The sequence below is a fragment of the Pectobacterium polonicum genome (assembly GCF_005497185.1).
Classification (GTDB): domain Bacteria; phylum Pseudomonadota; class Gammaproteobacteria; order Enterobacterales; family Enterobacteriaceae; genus Pectobacterium; species Pectobacterium polonicum.
This window is the reverse complement of sequence record NZ_RJTN01000008.1, coordinates 144,812-163,652: the sequence shown is the minus strand read 5'-3', so window position 1 is coordinate 163,652 and position 18,841 is coordinate 144,812. Positions and strand designations below refer to the sequence as shown.

The following is an 18,841-nucleotide window of genomic DNA, read 5'->3' as shown; positions in this document are numbered from 1 at the left end:
GTTATTTCGTCAGACACTTGCGTAAAATGCGATCGCTGTATGCAATACGCCATGATTACCTTGTTGATGCGATTAATAAAATATTATCCGATTTTGTATATGTTAACCCGCAAGCTGGAGGCATACATATATTAGCCCATCTGCAATCAACACAAAGTGATAAAACCATCAGCCAACGAGCACTATCACAGGGTTTGGGGGTTCAAGCTCTGAGTGATTGGTCGATAAAGAAAGCCACACAAGGAGGGTTATTGATGGGGTTTACTAATTTCACGACGTTCGAAGACGCGATGCTTTCCATTCGATCATTGGAGAAAATTATAAAAAATTGCACAATATAATAGTAGAACAATGATGATTAAAAACACTGATTATTGGGAATAGGAAATTAATTACAGCCACAGTGGTTCTCTTTTTCATTTTAATACAGCCTGAATCGATTGATAGTCCTGATGGTTTTTCTATGCCAAGAGTCGATGATTGACTGTTATTTTAAGGGCCACAAAAACGCCGTTCACCGCTCAATAGTATTGCCAAATGATACGATGACCGAATAGCAATAAAAATAACATTCTATTTTACTGGGGTTTTCAATCCCAAATATATACCCCAAATAATTCGAGTTGCAGGAAGGCGGCAAGAGAGGAAGTCCCGATGAGCTTACTCAGGTAAATGATTCGGGTGAGTGAACGCAGCCAACGCACCTGCGGCTTGAAGTATTACGGGTATAAACACGGCGTTGTATCCGGCGTTGACAGAATATCAAGCTTTCTTTTTCATACCTTGTACCACTTTTCGAATAGCTGTGTTGCCCGTCTTTTCACGCGTCTGCCGCCTACGATGTGTAGCGTCGACCAGCTTCCTGAAGGTGGGACATTCCATATGCGATGGTGCAGAACAGTCAGCGACATGCCTCAGCGTATCGCGCAATATCTTCAGCTCGTGAATTTGCTGGTCGATGTCATCGGCCTTCTGATGAAGCGTGGTACGGGGCAGATCTGGCATCCCATTTTGATTAAACATGCCCGCAATTTCCTGAAGTGAGAATCCAGCCACCTTCCCCATCGTAATCAGCCTGAGTTGCAGCAGTACGTCTTCAGAAAATTGCCGCCGGAGCCCATGCCGAGATACCGAAGTAATCAGCCCGACCTCTTCGTAATAACGCAGCGCTGAAGGCTTGATTCCGCTTTTCTCTGAGACGTCACCAATATCCAGAAATTTCATGCTTGACCTCAAGTTGACTTTACTTTGTAGCATGCTCTGGAACCCACATAATAACAAGGATAAAACATGGTAATTAATCATTCAGGCGAACCGGAGAAGAGCAAAACAGGGATCACCATCACACTCGCGCTGTCGATACTGTCGGCCTCGCTGGGAACGAGTATTGCCAATATTGCCCTTCCAACACTGGCGGAGGTATTTTCTGCGCCATTCGCACAGGTCCAGACTGTCGTCATCGCTTATCTTGCAGCCATGGCGCTCTCGGTTGTCATTTCAGGCCGCCTTGGCGATCGTTATGGGCTGAAGCCCGTTTTTATCACAGGCCTTGCGCTCTTTGCTGTCGCTTCGCTGCTGTGCGCCCTTGCTCCCCAACTGTGGCAACTCATCGGGGCCAGAACACTTCAGGGTATCGGTGCAGCCTTCCTGATGACGCTCGGTATGGCGCTACTGAGGCAGACTGCTGGTGAGAAGCATATCGGGCAAGCTATGGGAATATTGGGAGCGGTATCCGCATTGGGTACGGCACTTGGCCCTTCTGTCGGGGGATGGCTTCTTACAACGGCGGGGTGGCGTAGCCTGTTCTGGGTGCAGATCCCGCTGGTAATAATCGTTCTGTTTCTTGCTTCCACCCAGCTACCCGCCACGCCAGTTAAAACGAAGGCACAACTCTCAGGTATATCACCGATCCGGTACATGACGCTTCTGCCAAATCTCACTATCAATGCGGCCGTCTCCTCTGTCGTGATGACGACGTTAATCGTCGGTCCGTACTATCTTGGTTCGGGTCTGGGCCTAAAGGGCACATTGGTGGGCGTTGTTATGGCAATTGGCCCCGCCATTGCGATTTTCTGCGGGATTCCGTCGGGACGACTGGTTGATACCTGGGGATGTGGACGAGCCCTATCCGTCGGACTCTCTCTCGTGATTGCGGGCACCTTTATGCTGGCGACCTTACCCAATTTGCTTGGCGTCACGGGATATATTCTTTCTATGGTTGTCCTGACGCCAGGCTACCAGCTCTTTCAGGCAGCAAACAATACCGCCACCCTTGCCGATATCCCTGGGAACCAGCGCGGCACGGTCTCCGGCCTGCTTAACCTATCGCGTAACATTGGGCTCATCGTCGGCGCTTCTATCATGGGACAGGTTTTCGCCTTAGGTACTGGGACGGAAAATTTTATCCATGCCACCCCATCTTCGCTCGCGAATGGCCTACAGCTCACCTTTTTTCTAGCTGGTAGCATGATACTTGCCGCCGTCGCATTCGCTTACCTGCCAAAGTGGGCTGCACGGAACCGCACAGCCAAGTCTCAGGGAAAGTGATGACGTAAAGACTTAACGGCCTATTCTGACGGCTTATGGTGACGCGAGGCAACCTGTGCAAGCTCGGATAATACTGCGACGGCCTCGTCTAAACGCTCAGGGACGAGCTTGTAGAATACCCAGTTTTTGATGCGTTTCGATGTGACAATCCCAGCTTTAGCGAGATATTGGAGATGGCCGGTGACGGTCGGCTGACTTAAGCCAATCTTCTCAGTGATAAACCCGACACATACCCCGTCTTTAACCAGATCGCCATCCTGCTGTTCTGGAAAATGCGATCGAGGATCGACCAGCCATTCCAGAATGATGAGCCGCTGCTCATTGCCGAGCGCTCGCAGCAAATCGGCCGTTGTCGTCGCATGCTTGTTCATATAGCCAAATACCTATATAGTCATTTCCATATACACTTGATAGGGAAATACTATGACAAGCAAACACCAAAGGGCAACCGACTCTGTAACATTGAAAGACATTTACGCCGCATCTCAGCAGATTAAAGCAACGATACGCAGAACGCCGCTAGACCACTCGCCGGAATTATCCGCTCTTGTTGGTGCAGAAATCCGACTCAAAATGGAAAACCTTCAACAGACCGGTAGCTTCAAGCTACGGGGCGCAGCAAACGTTTTTGCCAATCTGGATGCGGAACAGCGCCACGCTGGCGTCATCGCCCCGACGGCAGGAAATCACGGATTAGGGCTCGCCTATGCCGGACAAGTGGCAGGCGTACCCGTGAGCATATTTTTGCCACGCTCGGCGGACCCAATGAAGGTTGCAGCCATGCAAGGCTGTGGTGCTCGTGTTACGTTTTTTGATGACATCGAAGCAGCACGACAGGCGGCGATGGTGGCTGCACAACAGTCGGGAGCCACTTTCGTTTCTGCCTACGATAATCCACACATGATTGCCGGCGGCGGCACGGTCGGTCTTGAGATCTTGGAAGACTGGATGGATACGGAGGTAATCCTGGTGAACATCGGCGGTGGCGGGCTCATCTCAGGGATTGCGACGGCAGCCAAAGCAATCAACCCCGCTATCGAAGTGTGGGGCATACAAAGTGAAGCCAGCCCGACATTCGCCCGTTGGAAAGAGGCAGGTAAAACGCTTCCCGTCGATCTGGTGCCGTCCATCGCCGAAGGCGTCAGTGGCTATATAGAGCCCAGCGCAATGACCTGGCCGCTGGTGCGCGACCGTGTCGATCGCGTGCTCACCGTCTCAGAAAACGAAATCAAAGCCGCAATGCTGTCAATGCTCGACTTTCATCGCCATGTTGTCGAACCATCAGGCGTGCCAGCCGTCGCGGGAGTTGTTCGCTACGCGGAGGAGATTGGAGGACGTAAAACCGTCTGTGTTGTCACTGGCAGGAATATTTCAAGCCACCGCTATCTTACGCTGCTTGATGAGGCGACAGCCACTGTAAACAGGTAAGGCAGGTAAGCGCCTTCTTTGCAGTCAAAATACGAAGAAGGCGTTACTCAAATGGCTATTCAGGCATCGCGTTGTCTGGCCTGACGGCGAGAACGACAAATTTCGGCATGATTCTGATCGGCCCACTGAATCAGCAGTTGCATCGGTTGTAAAAAAGAGTGCCCTAATGGTGTCAGCGTGTATTCCACGCGTGGGGGAACTTCCGCATAGATCGTCCGATGAATGAAACCATCAGCCTCTAAGCGCTTTAGCGTGCGCGACAACATCTGCCGTGAAATATCGTCAATACGACGAGTTAATTCGTTAAAGCGCAGTGTCTTTTCCGCCAACGCCTCCAGTATTAATAGACTCCACCGATCGCCGATGCGATCCAACACATCGCGGATCGGACAAGGGTGGTCAAACGTAGCATCGTCGTGACTTTCCGCTGGCGATGCTTTGTGGTTAACCGCATCACTGATGATGGTGTCAGTAGTCATTGTTGTGTGACCTGGTTGCATGCTGGTGACTTCTTGCCGAGGAAAAGTCGGCAATGTACCATCCAGAGGGTCTATAGTCTATTTTTGTCACTTAGTCTCGAAATAAGAAAATAAGGAGTTCACATGTCACATATCGCTCTCATTGGTGCCTCAGGCGATGCTGGTTCACGTATTCTTAAAGAGTTATCTGACCGTGGGCATACGGTCACCGCAATTGCACGTCATCCTGAAAAGATTGCCTCACTACCGAGCGTCACTGCTAAGCAGGGAGATGCGCTGGACAGCGATGCACTAGTGGCGCTATTCAAAGGGCATGATGCGGTAGTTAGCGCCGTTAAATTTGGCTCGTCAGAACCGGCTATCTTGATTGCCGCCGTTAAAGCCGCGGGCGTGAAGCGCTATCTGGTTGTCGGCGGGGCGGGGAGCCTTGAAATTGCACCGGGTCAGCGTCTGATCGATCAGCCTGATTTCCCTGATGCTTACCGCCCTGAAGCCTCTCGTGGTGCAGCCTTCCTCGACTTGTTAAAACAAGAGAAAGATCTTGATTGGTCGTTTCTCTCCCCGTCTGCCGAGTTTGTTCCGGGTCAACGTACTGGTAAATTCCGTCTCGGCAAAGACGCGCTGCTGAGTAACGATAAAGGCAGCAGTATTTCCTTCGAAGACTATGCCGTTGCACTGGTTGATGAGATTGAAAACCCGGCACACACTCGTCAGCGCTTTACCGTCGGCTATTAAGCCTTGACGGCGATCCGCACATTTCTGCCCTCCCTCAGCAATGTGCGGATCTCGCGTTATATCAATATGCAGTAGAGATAGAACAGAACGGTATCAGCAAAATGCATGAGTTTGTTATGGTGTTGACTTAACTCGCTCTCTTTTCATGCATAAGGAATTTTTGAATGGCTACCTCCCCAACTTATGTACCGCCAAAAGTTTGGCAACCCGCGTCTTCCGGCGGTGCCTTCGCCAATATTAATCGTCCGATAGCCGGTCCAACACACGAAAAAGCGCTGCCTGTGGGTAAACATCCGCTTCAGCTTTACTCGTTGGCGACACCGAATGGCGTGAAAGTGACGATCATGCTGGAAGAACTGCTAGCGCTGGGCCACACAGGTGCTGAGTATGATGCCTGGCTGATTAAGATAGGCGATGGCGATCAGTTCTCCAGCGGGTTTGTCGACGTCAACCCGAACTCTAAGATCCCCGCGTTACTCGACCAAAGCGGTGAAAAACCGGTTCGCGTGTTCGAGTCCGGTTCTATTCTGGTGTATCTGGCCGAGAAATTTGGGGCGCTGCTGCCGAACGACCTCGCCACACGAACTGAAACGCTTAACTGGCTGTTCTGGCAGATGGGGTCCGCCCCTTACGTTGGCGGTGGATTCGGGCATTTTTACGCCTACGCACCGGAAAAATTTGAATACCCAATTAACCGCTTCACGATGGAAACCAAGCGCCAATTGGATGTTCTCAACCGTCAATTGGCGGAAAACCGCTATCTGGCGGGCAGTAGCTACACCATTGCTGATATCGCTGTCTGGCCATGGTACGGCGGGCTGGTACAGAACGCGCTTTACTCCGCCGCAGAGTTCCTGTCCGTACACGAATACACGCATGTGATTCGTTGGGCTGACGAGATTGCTGCCCGCCCAGCGGTGATTCGCGGTCGGAAGGTCAATCGGACCTGGGGAGAAGAGTCTGAACAGGTTGCTGAACGCCATCAGGCATCCGATCTGGATTAACCTTCTGTCGCCTGCCGAACAAGGCAGGCGACATTCCGATTCACCTTGAGCTCTCTTCCCTTTCCGGCGCGTGATTATCCGTCAACGTATTTTCCATCGCATCACTATCCGTTTGTCGCCAGGCATACCACCAGCTCAGTAGCGCACCTATCGCACTGGCTGTTAACAACATCACTGGCGGAAGCAGCGTACCATCATGCACCACACCCATAATCACGCCCGCAACCCCACCAAAGACATACTGCAATACGCCGAGCAGCGAGGAAGCTGAACCCGTCTGGCCTGGTGCTGCATTCATCGCCACGGCCACCACATTACCGAACACCAGGCTCAGGAAACTCATGGTTAGAAATATCAATCCCGTGATAATCCACAACGACGTTATACCAGCCAGCAGTACACCACATAGCACCAATCCTCCTGCAACATGTAGGGCGATCCCGATAGGCAAGATTTGATATTCACGCCAGCGGTTCAGCAGGAAGATATTGATTTGCCCCAGCAGCACCATACCAAGCGCATTGGATGCAAAAATGTAGCTGTAAGTCGTCGGCGACAGGTGGAAATATTCAATAAAGATGAAGGCAGACGCGCCAATATAGGTAAACAGGCCGCCCATCACGAAAGAGCCAGACAGCGTATAGCCCATAAATTTCCGCTGCCGCAGCAAAACAGCATAACCGGTTAAGGCCGACAGCATGCCGCCGCCGACACGCTCACGCCGCGGCAGGCTTTCCGGCACGCAGCGCCAGGTGGCAAACAGCATCAGCAGACCGACAATCGTCAGCACCCAGAAGATGGCTGACCAACCCAGCGTGCCAAGCAGAACACCGCCCAACGGCGGCGCGATAATCGGCGCGATAGCCATCACCTGCATAAGCAGCGAGAACACTTTTGCGGCATCACGCTCCGAGTACAAATCGGCCACGATGGCACGCGGGATCACCAATCCAGCAGCGCCGCCTAGGCCTTGCATCAGGCGGAAGAAGACAAACCACGATAGCGTAGGCGCATGAGCGATAAGTAAGGATGAGAGGGAAAACAGTACAATGCCCAGCAATAATGGGCCTTTTCGTCCATAGCGATCGGTCAGCGGACCATAAACCAGCTGTCCAAGCGCCAGTCCGATCAAAAAGACAGACAGCGAGGTCTGCATTCCCGCGGCATCCGCGCCAATATCCTGCTGGATTGCAGGAAAAGCAGGGAGATACATATCAATCGACATGGCATCAAACGCGCAGAGGATGCCTAAAATGCCGATGAGAACAAAACTGCGCGACGCCAATAAAGACGAATCAGACATCGATAATACCTCAAAAATAGACCACTTAATCATGAATAACCGACAGCAAAGAAAAGGCGAATCGGATAAGATGCGTATTGCTGAGCGCAATATATGACTGACCAGTCGAAAATACAAGGCAATGTGATGGCGCGCAAAAAAACCATTGAAAACGATCTGATTTTGGATGCAGCGGAAAAGGTACTGCTGCGCGACGGCGTGCATCGCTTCACATTAGACGCAGTAGCCACGGAAGCGGGCATTAGCAAAGGCGGGCTGGTTTATAGCTTTCCCAGCAAAGATCGATTGATCATGGCCATGCTGTTGCGTGAACTTGCCCGCTTTGAGCAGGAAGCACAACAACAAACTGCACGCTATACCGGCCAACCCTACGCCGATGTGTTGGGCCACATTACTGCGATTGCTCAGGAAGAAGAAGAGACGACATCACGCGCCGTTGGCCTGCTCACCGCGCTGGTTCATTCCCCTTCGATGCTGGCACCCGTGCGGGAATTTTATCGCATCAGGCTGGATCGGCTACGTGATGCCACACCAGCCATGCGGCGTATCCGCCTGGCCTTTCTCGCCACAGAAGGCGTTTTTCTGTTACAAGGATTGGGTTTCGTAACGCTGGATCACGCGGAACGGCAGACAATGCTCGATGATGCCACATCCTTATTCCAGCCGGACGATGCTAAACATACGGTTATTGCACACCCCCTTTCAGTTCCCCAAGCTATGCAGCCCGCGTTTTCCCCACGAGAAACGCCCGTCGTTCTTGCTGGCGAAACAACGTCCGAACGCGCGATCGCCTGGCTGGCAGAAAAAGGCGTCACGCCGAGCGGAGCAGGATTGGAAACGATGCACCCACGCGCCGCTCACATTGTTGAAACTGCCACGAATCTCATCAAACGTGATGGCATTAGCGCCTTAACACACCGTGCCGTCGCGCATGACGCTCACATACCCTTAGGGTCGACTACCTACCATTTTAATAGTCTGGATGACATGCTGAATGCCGTTATGATTAGCGCGATTGCGCTGTTTCGCGACGATATGTTTAGCTGGTTTTCCACGCGACGCCATGACGATCCATGCGATGTCCTGACCGATTTTGTCATGCGAGGCATCGAAGATATTGATGAATTGGCACGCGAGTACGAACTCTTTACCGCCGCCATTTCACGCCCTTCCCTGCGCCCTATTGCGCTCGAATGGTCCAACACCGTTGTCGCTATCATCAAAGTGGTCGCACCAGATAGCGCTGCACTTCCGCTAGGTACGCTGTTGAACGGCTTTTTCATCCGCGCACTACTGGAGAAACATGAGCGTACTCTACCCCGCGATCTGATCTATCAGGCTGTTTCGGCGCTGTATAACGCCTTTCGCTAAGTCATACGGTTTCTCATAGAGAATCCCACTGCGGCTCTCTCATTCCCCCTTCTCGCGGCCAGCCCTTACAAAAAACTGTACATGTGTACTATTTTTTATCAAACTACCAAACGCAAATGACTCTCGTTTGTATTCGTATATCTGCGCGTTGTAGAGGTGAAAATAAAAAATGCACAAACAGCAATTCCATACCATAAAACCACTGGCTTTGATCGTTGCCGGACTACTTGGAGCACATCTGGGCGTAGCGCAGGCTGCCGATGAGGATGTAATGACCGTCAAGGCCACCGCCGAACAGGAATTAAAACAGCAGCCCGGCGTTTCTATTATCACGGCGGAAGACATTAAAAAAACGCCCCCCGTTAACGATCTCTCAGACATTATCCGCAAAATGCCGGGCGTGAACCTCACGGGCAACAGCGCCACAGGTGCCAGAGGCAACAACCGCCAGATTGATTTGCGCGGAATGGGACCAGAAAATACGCTGATTCTCATCGATGGCCGTCCAGTGACTTCGCGTAACGCGGTTCGCTACGCCTGGGATGGCGAACGCGATACCCGAGGCGATACCAACTGGGTGCCCGTCGAAGACGTAGAACGTATTGAAGTCATACGCGGCCCAGCCGCAGCGCGCTACGGTTCAGGTGCCGCAGGCGGCGTAGTGAATATCATTACCAAACGCCCGTCCAATATCTGGACTGGCTCACTCTCGCTGTACGGCAACCAGCCGGAGAACAGCAAAGAAGGCGCCACGCGCCGTGCCAATATTAATCTGAGCGGCCCGCTGGCCGGTGATGCACTTACCATGCGGCTGTACGGCAATATCAATAAAACGGATTCCGACAGTTGGGATATCAACCGGAATCAGAATGGTTCTGCCGCCGCAGGACGTGAAGGCGTGCGTAATAAAGACCTCAACACGCTGCTTTCCTGGAAACTCTCACCGCAGCAAATCGTTGATGTTGAAGCGGGCTATAGCCGCCAGGGTAATATCTATACTGGGGATACCCAGTTCAGCGGTGGCGGTGCCATCCCTGAAAGCCTTGCAAAGAGCGGCGCTGAAACCAACAGGCTGTACCGCCAGAATTATGCGATTACGCATAATGGAATTTGGGACTGGGGTCAATCCAAGCTGGGCTTCGCCTACGATCAAACGAATAACACCCGGCTTGATGAAGGATTATTCGGTCGTTTTGAAGGGTCTATCAATAGTGACCGCTACAGTACCAGCCGTTTGAAAAACATGCGTATTAACAGCGAGCTGAATATCCCCCTTGAGCTTTGGGCTGAACAAACGCTCACGCTGGGTGCAGAGTGGAATCGGGAGCAGTTAAACGATCCGGCTTCAAGCAGCTATACGGGAACCCCGGGTGATATCATACCCGGCACCTCCACCGACCCTTCTCAGCGCAACAGTAAAAGCAGCGCCGAGCTTAGCGCTCTCTATTTTGAAGACAATATCGAAGTCGTCCCCGGCACCAAGGTGATTCCCGGTCTGCGCTTCGATTATCATGACAAATTTGGCGGTAATTACAGCCCAAGCCTGAACATCCAGCAGGAACTGGGCGAAATGTTCAGCCTGAAAGCCGGTATTGCGCGTGCCTTTAAAGCACCAAACCTGTATCAATCCTCTACGGGCTATTTGCTCTATTCGCGCGGTAACGGCTGTCCGTTCGGCGTGGATTATAATAACGGCGGCGGCTGCTATCTAGCGGGCAATGACAATCTCGATCCCGAAATCAGCGTCAACAAAGAAATTGGTCTGGAATTCAAACATGCTGGCTGGCGGGCGGGCGTGACCTATTTCCGCAATGACTACAAAAACAAGATTGTTTCCGGTACTGAGGTTCTAAATCCGGGGCAGCGACCTGCGGTGTTACGCTGGGAGAATGGCGGTAAAGCGCTAGTCGAAGGGCTGGAAGCCAACCTGCTAGTACCTGTGATTGAAGACACGCTAGATTGGAGTACCAACGCTACCTATATGATTGAATCAAAAAATAAAGAAACCGGTAACCCACTATCGATCATCCCGAAATACACCATCAATACGATGCTCGACTGGCAAGCCACGGATAAGTTTTCTGCTAACATCAGTTGGACGATGTACGGTAAGCAGAAACCACGTCAATACGCGACAAACTGGACAGAATACAACAATCGGCTTTCTTCACGCGAAGTCGGCAGCTACTCCGTTGCAGGTGTGGGCGTGAACTACCAGTTCAGCAAGAATCTGCGCGTCAATGCGGGTATCAGCAACCTGCTGGACAAACAGCTTTATCGCGCAGCAGAAGGGGCGTCTACCTACAACGAACCGGGGCGCGCTTACTACGCCGGGGTAACAACCTCATTCTGATAGCGATACCTTTCTGACTGAGCTTGTTCAATGCAGCAAGGAGCGCGTTATTCAAATAATTAATGGCTAAAAAATCGGCCTCTACTTTCTCCCGCAAAGGAGGAGGTAGAGGCCGAATGTTATCGCACTCTCGTTCCACTAATTAACGACGTACTTTATTCAGCACCGTCTGAATCGCCGTCGACAACTCATTGATCTCAAATTTCGCGACGTAAGCATCCGCACCGACATTGCGTACGTGATCTTCATTCGCGCTACCAGACAGTGATGAGTGGATCACCACGGGGATATTTTTCAGATATTCCTCACGCTTGATGTTTCTGGTCAGCGTAAAGCCATCCATTTCCGGCATTTCCAAATCGGTCAGAACCAATGAGATTTTGTCCGAAATCGGTCGCCCTTCTGACTGCGCTTCTTTCGCAATTTGCCGTATCTTGTTCCAGGCATCCTGTCCAGTGATGTGCATACTAAACGGAATACCCATCTGGGTGAGCCCCTGTTCAAGCAGCGAACGAGCGACTTTGGAATCCTCCGCCACAATGGCAATCGCACCTGGCGTATAGGGATAAATCTTCTCTTCCGCATTCTTGAGCTTGGTTTCGCGATCGCCGGGAATAATATCAAACAGAATCTGTTCAACATCCAGCACCAGCGCCAAACGGTTGCTGTCTTTGTCGTTATCGAGGCGCGCAATACTGGTAATATACGAGCTACTCACGCCTGCTTCAGCAGCCAGCACCTGGCTCCATTCCAGACGAACGATATCGTCTACCGATTCCACTGCGAATGCCTGCGTACTACGTGCATACTCAGTGATAAGGAGAATGTTCAGTCCGGTTTCCGGTGCGCTACCTACCACCGCCGGAAGATCGATAACGGGAATGATTTGCCCACGAATGTTGACCATACCCAGCATCGGCGATTTCATACCCGCCGCTTTGGTCAACGTAGGCATCGGCACAATTTCACGCAGTTTAAACACGTTGATGCCGAACAGCTCAGATTTGCCACCTTCAGGTGATTTGCCCAGCTGGAATAATAAGAGTTCGAATTTATTAGCAGAAGTGAGGTTTGTTCTCTCATCAATCTCTTTTTGAAAATTATCCATGCTTTCCTCAGTGCGAGTCATTATTTATAGGTATAGCGTAATCAGGCAACATTCGAGATGTGAGTAAACATGAACTAACATCTGGCCGCTCCACTGTACGTGATAGTCGTATTCTTCAATCTTATCCAGCGTCAAACGTAAAAAATCGGTTAAGTACCTCAACTTACTCATCCAACGATGGCAATCATCAGATCAGTAAACGGATATCAGCCCTCTTCGGTATAACGGGAGGTGCGGATAACATTCCCTGAACCCTTAATATCGGCAGAATTTGCCAACACCTTATCCCAAATCGTGACAGAAATGTTGTTGGAGCAGAAAACCTCATGCTTATCTTAGTCAGAATCACCTTTAGGTTAGGCGATTTGATAGCTGGTCAGGCCAATTGGCCGCCTTTGAGACCGACTGGCGTCTGAGTGCCACCTCTTTACTAAGGCCACATCACTGTCGGTAAATACGATGAAAAACGGGAAAACGCGATAATGAACACCAAAGGATAATGGGGCTTGATAAGCTAAAACGGATTATTTACTATCCCGCCCCGCATGCAGAGATTCCCTGGTCGCAGGAAAGTCGACATATAGAGGATGTGAAGTATGACGAGAGAACTGTTTTTAGGGCGCATGGCTTAACACCACACACCCTAAATTCAGTAAACAGAATAGGAGCAAAACTATGGGTAATTCCCTGGGTTGGCAAATCATTTTGTAACAAATTTTTTTAAAAACTTACTGTCTTAAATTTTTTATAAATTGCCCTATTCATGAAAAAATTATAAGTGATATCATGGGGTAACAGTAGTTAGACTTAGGTATAGGTTCGAGCTATACTTTTATGTTCCTGTCGATGTGATAGGCATATTCTCGCTTTTATTGAGGTCGTTACATGTCTGTATTTTGCTCTGATAATGAAATTATCAATAACACGATAAAAACCTATCTCAGCCGAAAGTTAAAACAGTATGGCGACCTGAAATACGCCTACATGATCATGAACAAGAAAAATCCGTCTCAGGTTGTGATCATTTCAAATTACCCACAAGAATGGGTTAATACGTATAAAGAAAATAATTATCAGCATATCGACCCTGTTATTTTAACGGCGATCAATAAAGTCTCACCGTTCTCGTGGGAAGATAATATTGTTATTAATTCCAAACTGAAATTTTCCAAAATATTTAATCTGTCAAAAGAATACGATATTGTTAATGGCTATACGTTTGTCTTACATGACAATAATAACAATCTGGCCGCGTTATCGATTATGTTTGAAGAAAACGCACCAACAGATATGGAAAATATTGTTGAGGAAAACAAAGACAAGTTACAAATGCTGCTCATTACTGTTCATGAGAAAATCACCACGCTTTACAAAGAGATGACACAAAGCCCACAGAGCAAAAAGCAAAGCGATAAAGAGATATTTTCCCAGCGCGAAAACGAAATTCTTTACTGGGCGAGTATGGGGAAAACCTATCCAGAAATTGCGTTGATTCTGGATATAAAAATTAGCACCGTGAAATTTCATATCGGCAATGTGGTAAAAAAGCTCGGTGTTCTCAATGCCAAACATGCCATAAGACTGGGCGTGGAATTACAGCTCATCAAACCAGAGCCGTTATAACCGTCATCACGTCTATTTCACTCTGGTGGTATCGCGTGCTGCGCGTTCCACAGCGCGCGATAACGTCCTTGCGTAATACGTAATGCATTATGCGTTCCCTGCTGGGAAATAACGCCATTCTCCATCACCAGAATTCGATTTGCACCCACGATTGTCGATAGCCGATGTGCGATAACAATAACCGTTTTGTCCTGTACTAGCCGGTCAATTGCACGCTGTACGGCGAGTTCGCTTTCGGTATCCAACGCTGCCGTCGGTTCGTCCAAAATCACAATTGGCGCTTCCTTCAATAATGCCCGCGCGATCGAAATACGTTGCCGTTCACCGCCGGATAATCTGCCGCCAATATCACCCAGCCGCGTTTGCCATCCCTGCGGCAACCGTTGAATAAACGCCAAACATTGCGCGGCGTCGGCGGCCTGCTCGACCTCGGCATCGCTGGCATCCGGCCGCGCCATGCGAATATTTGCCAGCACCGAATCATCAAACAGGTAGACATCCTGAAATACTACGGAAATCAGCTTATTCAATTCACGCGTTGGAATATGGCGGACATCCACACCACCGATACAAACGCGCCCACGTTGCGGATCGGCGTGACGCATGAGCAGTCGTGTTATCGTCGTTTTCCCCGAGCCCGATGGCCCGACCAACGCCGTCATTGCCTTCTCTGGTAGCGTGACATCCACGCTATCAAGCACGGGGGCAGCCTCGTTAGCATAGCGAAAGCTAACCTGCTCAAACGTAACCGCATACGTCGTCGGCACAGCGGTAGGTTCACATTCGGGAAGCGGCTCAATGGCTAGCAGCTCATCAATACGATGCAGCGCCGTATCAATCAACGCCAGCACGGCCGTATAGCTGACAAATGTCGCCAGCGGTTCAGAGAAGCGCACTACAATCACCATCATCGCCGCGACGATTGACACATCCCACGCGCCCACAACTGCGCCGCTAATACCAAGAATCAGCACGCCCTGAAGACCCAATTCCACGATGCTGGCAACTACCGCACTAGGTTTGGCACCGTCGCGGTGAGCCGACGTCTGTATCTGCTGTAGATGCTGAAAACGCTGACGCAATGCCACGGTACGCTCGGCCTGCTGACAGCTGGTTCTTAGAACGGCGAGTCCCTGTACATACTCCACAATATCGGCGCTGGTTTGCTGATTAACCTCCGCCAGCGTCTGCATCGTGTGCGAAAATGCAGGCCGCCGCCAGCGATAAAGCAGCACGATGGCCGGAAAGAGCAACAGCAGACTCACGCCTAACCGCCATTCCACCGTCAGCATGACGAGCGCTATCACAACAGGCGTCACGATGGCCAACAGCAGTTGGTTTATTATCGCCAACATATAGTTCAGATTTTCATCCACACTCCCCAACAGCAGCGCGTTAATATCCCCCGCCCGCGCGGATTGAAGCGTGGTCAACGGCATACGCCGCAGTTTCTCTCCCAGACGCATACGCAGTTCATGGGTCACCGCCGCAAGCTGCCCGCGATATTCAAATCCCTGCCCATACCAGCGCAACATCAGCGTCAACAGGCTCAGGAGCGTCATAATCGCCAGCCAGATCGCTATCTCGTGCGACGCTTCTGCGTGAGTAAACGCCGACAGCAGTGGGAACAGGCATGCCAGTGCCAGTCCCTGTGCGATAGCCGCCGCCAGCAGGTTCAGGCAACACCAACGGAATCCCCCCGACTGTGAGCCCGTGACACGTTCCAGTTGACGATAGGTATGCCACCACGCAGATAACCGCGTCGTTACTACGGCATGATTTTCGTTCATCACACGCGCTCTCCTGATCGCCCGCTACTCGATGGTACTCTACCCAGCGCCCAATTCTGCGCCAGCTCATAATGTCGCCACAATTCGCTATAGCGACCTTGTGCAGTCAGCAACGCGTCATGTTGACCAGACTCGCTCAGCCGTCCGCGATCGAAGACCAGTATCTGATCGGCCTCGCGGATCGTCGACAGACGGTGCGCTATCATAATGACCGTTCTCCCCCGCATCAGGGTGCCAAGCGCCGCCAGCAGCGCGGCTTCATTCTCCGGGTCGGCAAAAGCCGTCGGTTCATCCAGCACCAGAATCGGCCGGTTATGCAGCAATGCACGTGCAATGGCGATGCGCTGACGCTGGCCGCCAGAGAGGAACTGACCGCGTTCACCGGCCAGCGTGTCGTAACCGTGCGGCAGCGCCATGATAAAATCGTGCGCTTGCGCCGCCGTCGCTGCGGCAATCACCTCGTCCATCGTTTTTTCAGGCAAACCAAGCCGAATGTTATTCGCGAGAGTGTCCGCAAACAGGAAAGACTCCTGAAAAACAAACGACACCTGCTGCATGAGCGTCTCCGTTTTCATCTGTCGGATATCGACACCGCCAATCAAAATACGCCCAGCCGTCACATCCCAAAAGCGAGGAATAAGGCGAGCCACCGTGGTTTTCCCTGCGCCCGATGATCCCACCAGCGCTGTAACCGATCCTGCCGGCACCTGAAAGCTAACGTCTTCCAGCACCCCGTCGCTCGTATGCCGGTCGTAGCGGAAACTGACCTGTTCAAAATGCACGCTGGCATCGATAGGAAAGGCATCACCGTCCGTTTCCGGCAGCGGCGGTAACGCCAGTACGTCCTGAATCCGACCAATACTCAATCGGGTTTTCGCTACCATATGATTCAGGGCCATCATCGGCATAACCGCCTCCGCCATACCATTGCCAAGCAACAGCACGGCCACCCACAGACCGAAATCGAGGCTATCGTGGCGGTAGAAACCGTATGCTACCCAGCACAACGCCAGTAACGTAGGAAGCGGGTTAAGTACGGCAAAGGAGAAACGCGCCGAGAATCCCGCCTGCTGATACCAGCGCGTAAGCACATCCAGATAGTTTTCCAACGCCAGTTGGTAGCGCCCAAATGTTGAAGCCCCCGTATCGAAAGTACGCACCACTGGCATCGCCTGTACAAATTCAATCACTGCGGCACTGACCTGCTCACGCGCCTGGTTATAACGCTGGTTCATCTCACCGGCATGGCGCATCGCCAACATCAACACCACCGCGCCGACGACCAGCACCAACAACGCCGCTAATGCCAAACGCCAATCCAGCCAGAACAGCAACACGCCCGTACACAGCGGTGCCACAAAAGCACGGGCATAAAGCGGCGTGCTATCCGCCACAAACAGATGAAGTGCTTTTACATCATCCTGCACGATCTTCACCAGTGAACCGGTACCCAGGCGCTGCACTTCACCGAGCGGAATGCACGCCAACCGTTCCGCCAGCGCGCTACGAATCTGATTTTCCAGCCGAAACGCGGCATAGTGGGATTGATTAAAGGCTTGCAGACGCAGCAGATAACTGGCGCACAAACACAGCACGGCTACCCCCATCGGAATGCGCGGCCATGACGCAGGCTGCACGATCAGGAGCTGAATACTCCACGCCAGAGAGAGTAAAAAAGCGATTCCCGCCAACACCGACAGCCCAGATAGGAACATCGCCAGACGAATCTGTCCTCGCACGGGATGCATAATCTGCCAGGCTCGACGTTGTGGCGTAGAAGGCGACGTGTCAGCGGATGAATCACCATCAACAGCAGAATGTGGCATAGTTTCTCTCTTTTCTCCTTCCCACACAGTCGGTTATCCGCAAGGCCAGCAAATCAACTCGACGGCGGCAACAAAGTCAGGAATAATAACTATTCTCAATTGCGTATCTACCCGATTCGAGCCGATTTCTACCCGGATCGGTACGTGATGTCCTGTCATCAACCGCATTGCCGCGATCGTCCGATGACGGCAACCAGCCTCTTCAGGAGTTTGCCCATTGAATGCTTCCCCACTGAAACCCTCCTGCGAGCCTGAAGTCACCATTTCAAATTTAATCGCTGAACTGCACGTCATACGGCCAGATACGGGCGCGGACTGTAGCCTACTGCGCGCCACACTTCAGGAGGGATTAGACATTCTGGTGTGGCGTGGGACGTTCCGACAGCCCACGACAATGCATTTGCATGATGACTGGGGTCGCATCAACTTTTCCTGTTCATTGCAGGGGGATTCGCAATTTTCACTGAAAGGCGATCGGGGGCGAGAACACGTGCTGAAGCAGGGGTCGGGCTGCATTAGCTACACGCCAGACTGTCAGGGCACATCGTCCTATGCCGGACAGTTTGAAAGTGTCACGGTGTCACTAAGCCCAGAATTACTGGCTAATTGGGTACCGGATCTCACGGGCAAACTGCAACAGCAGTTGGATTCTGGTCGACTCTGCACCCACTGCGACTGCAATGCCGAAATGCGGGGTACCGCTCAGGTATTAAGCCACGCGCTGTCCAACCTAACGCAGCCACAGCAGGCAGGTGAAAATCGCCATGCACCGCTGTGGCTGCTGGGACAAAGTATGATTCTAGTCAGCCTCGCCGTCGCCGGGCATTCCGATGCGGCTCCCCAGCAGGACACGCTGAGTCTGGCCGATCGCCAGAAACTACTGCGGGCAAAAGATCGGCTGCTGGCAGATCTGTCACAGGCTCCGACCGTCGCCATGTTGTCCAGAGAAACGGGATTAAGCGTACTCAAGCTGAAACGCGGATTCCGTCAGCTCTTCAATAACAGTATCTATGGGCTATTCCAGGCCGAACGCATGCATGAAGCACGTCGTCGTCTGTTTGTCACGGGTGCGCCGGTGATGGTCGTCGCCACCGATCTGGGCTATGCCAACGCCAGCCACTTTAGTGCGGCATTCCAGAAACAGTTTGGCGTCACCCCCTCTGCGTTCAAACGCCTGAATATTTAGCGGGCTGCTGACGTAACAATCATCCCGATACGGGTATAAATAGACTGGATTCGGGTAGCGCCACAATAGCGAATGATTATCATTTTCT

The 18,841-nt window shown here is 51.6% G+C and carries 15 protein-coding genes and 1 pseudogene; 9 read left to right on the top strand and 7 right to left on the bottom strand.

Features of this window, described 5'->3' with window-relative positions:
* Positions 1-341: pseudogene (locus EDI29_RS22905) on the top strand (MocR-like pyridoxine biosynthesis transcription factor PdxR); the annotation flags it as partial.
* Between the two features lie 421 nt (positions 342-762).
* On the opposite strand, the gene EDI29_RS10945 reads toward EDI29_RS22905, so the two are convergent.
* A complete protein-coding gene (locus EDI29_RS10945) occupies positions 763-1,224 on the bottom strand; it encodes a helix-turn-helix domain-containing protein (RefSeq protein ID WP_137740941.1) in 462 nt (153 codons plus the stop codon).
* Between the two features lie 66 nt (positions 1,225-1,290).
* Here EDI29_RS10945 and EDI29_RS10940 point away from each other — a divergent pair, with 66 nt between their 5' ends.
* Positions 1,291-2,547, top strand: a complete 1,257-nt coding sequence (locus EDI29_RS10940; RefSeq protein WP_137740940.1) for an MFS transporter — start codon at positions 1,291-1,293, stop codon at positions 2,545-2,547.
* A gap of 20 nt (positions 2,548-2,567) precedes the next feature.
* On the opposite strand, the gene EDI29_RS10935 is transcribed toward EDI29_RS10940, so the two are convergent.
* Entirely contained in the window at positions 2,568-2,918 is a 351-nt protein-coding gene (locus EDI29_RS10935) for an ArsR/SmtB family transcription factor (protein WP_137740939.1), read from the bottom strand.
* A 52-nt stretch (positions 2,919-2,970) separates the two neighbouring features.
* On the opposite strand from EDI29_RS10935, the gene EDI29_RS10930 reads away from it, so the two are divergent.
* Positions 2,971-3,975, top strand: coding sequence for a threonine ammonia-lyase (locus EDI29_RS10930; protein WP_137740938.1), 1,005 nt, complete (start codon positions 2,971-2,973; stop codon positions 3,973-3,975).
* Between the two features lie 59 nt (positions 3,976-4,034).
* On the opposite strand, the gene EDI29_RS10925 is transcribed toward EDI29_RS10930, so the two are convergent.
* On the bottom strand, positions 4,035-4,475 hold the full coding sequence (locus EDI29_RS10925) for a winged helix-turn-helix transcriptional regulator (RefSeq protein ID WP_137740937.1): 441 nt from the start codon (positions 4,473-4,475) through the stop codon (positions 4,035-4,037).
* Between the two features lie 102 nt (positions 4,476-4,577).
* On the opposite strand from EDI29_RS10925, the gene EDI29_RS10920 reads away from it, so the two are divergent.
* Together EDI29_RS10920 and yghU are read left to right on the top strand one after the other, a co-directional pair.
* The gene (locus EDI29_RS10920; RefSeq protein ID WP_137740936.1) at positions 4,578-5,189 is read left to right on the top strand and encodes an NAD(P)-dependent oxidoreductase; all 612 of its coding nucleotides are present in this window, start codon (positions 4,578-4,580) and stop codon (positions 5,187-5,189) included.
* Between the two features lie 164 nt (positions 5,190-5,353).
* A complete protein-coding gene (gene yghU / locus EDI29_RS10915; RefSeq protein ID WP_137740935.1) occupies positions 5,354-6,193 on the top strand; it encodes a glutathione-dependent disulfide-bond oxidoreductase in 840 nt (279 codons plus the stop codon).
* A gap of 40 nt (positions 6,194-6,233) precedes the next feature.
* Here the strand turns inward: yghU and EDI29_RS10910 are convergent, their stop codons facing one another.
* A complete protein-coding gene (locus EDI29_RS10910) occupies positions 6,234-7,496 on the bottom strand; it encodes a multidrug effflux MFS transporter (protein ID WP_137740934.1) in 1,263 nt (420 codons plus the stop codon).
* Between the two features lie 93 nt (positions 7,497-7,589).
* Here EDI29_RS10910 and EDI29_RS10905 point away from each other — a divergent pair, with 93 nt between their 5' ends.
* Both EDI29_RS10905 and EDI29_RS10900 read left to right on the top strand, forming a co-directional pair.
* Positions 7,590-8,867 (top strand): TetR/AcrR family transcriptional regulator, encoded by a 1,278-nt coding sequence (locus EDI29_RS10905; protein ID WP_137740933.1) that lies wholly within the window; start codon positions 7,590-7,592, stop codon positions 8,865-8,867.
* A gap of 169 nt (positions 8,868-9,036) precedes the next feature.
* Positions 9,037-11,220 (top strand): TonB-dependent siderophore receptor, encoded by a 2,184-nt coding sequence (locus EDI29_RS10900; RefSeq protein ID WP_137740932.1) that lies wholly within the window; start codon positions 9,037-9,039, stop codon positions 11,218-11,220.
* Between the two features lie 142 nt (positions 11,221-11,362).
* Here the strand turns inward: EDI29_RS10900 and EDI29_RS10895 are convergent, their stop codons facing one another.
* Complete coding sequence (locus EDI29_RS10895; protein ID WP_137740931.1) at positions 11,363-12,328, bottom strand: chemotaxis protein; 966 nt, start codon at positions 12,326-12,328, stop codon at positions 11,363-11,365.
* Positions 12,329-13,213: 885 nt separating this feature from the next.
* Here EDI29_RS10895 and EDI29_RS10890 point away from each other — a divergent pair.
* Positions 13,214-13,951: a LuxR family transcriptional regulator gene (locus tag EDI29_RS10890; RefSeq protein ID WP_107170272.1), complete on the top strand. Its 738-nt coding sequence runs from the start codon at positions 13,214-13,216 to the stop codon at positions 13,949-13,951.
* Between the two features lie 17 nt (positions 13,952-13,968).
* On the opposite strand, the gene EDI29_RS10885 is transcribed toward EDI29_RS10890, so the two are convergent.
* On the bottom strand, positions 13,969-15,741 hold the full coding sequence (locus EDI29_RS10885) for an ABC transporter ATP-binding protein (protein WP_137740947.1): 1,773 nt from the start codon (positions 15,739-15,741) through the stop codon (positions 13,969-13,971).
* A complete protein-coding gene (locus EDI29_RS10880) occupies positions 15,741-17,567 on the bottom strand; it encodes an ABC transporter ATP-binding protein (RefSeq protein WP_137740930.1) in 1,827 nt (608 codons plus the stop codon). The genes EDI29_RS10885 and EDI29_RS10880 overlap by 1 nt, the downstream gene beginning before the upstream one ends.
* A gap of 217 nt (positions 17,568-17,784) precedes the next feature.
* Between EDI29_RS10880 and EDI29_RS10875 the strand changes: the two genes are divergently transcribed.
* Entirely contained in the window at positions 17,785-18,753 is a 969-nt protein-coding gene (locus EDI29_RS10875) for a helix-turn-helix transcriptional regulator (RefSeq protein ID WP_137740929.1), read from the top strand.
* Positions 18,754-18,841: the final 88 nt, after the last annotated feature.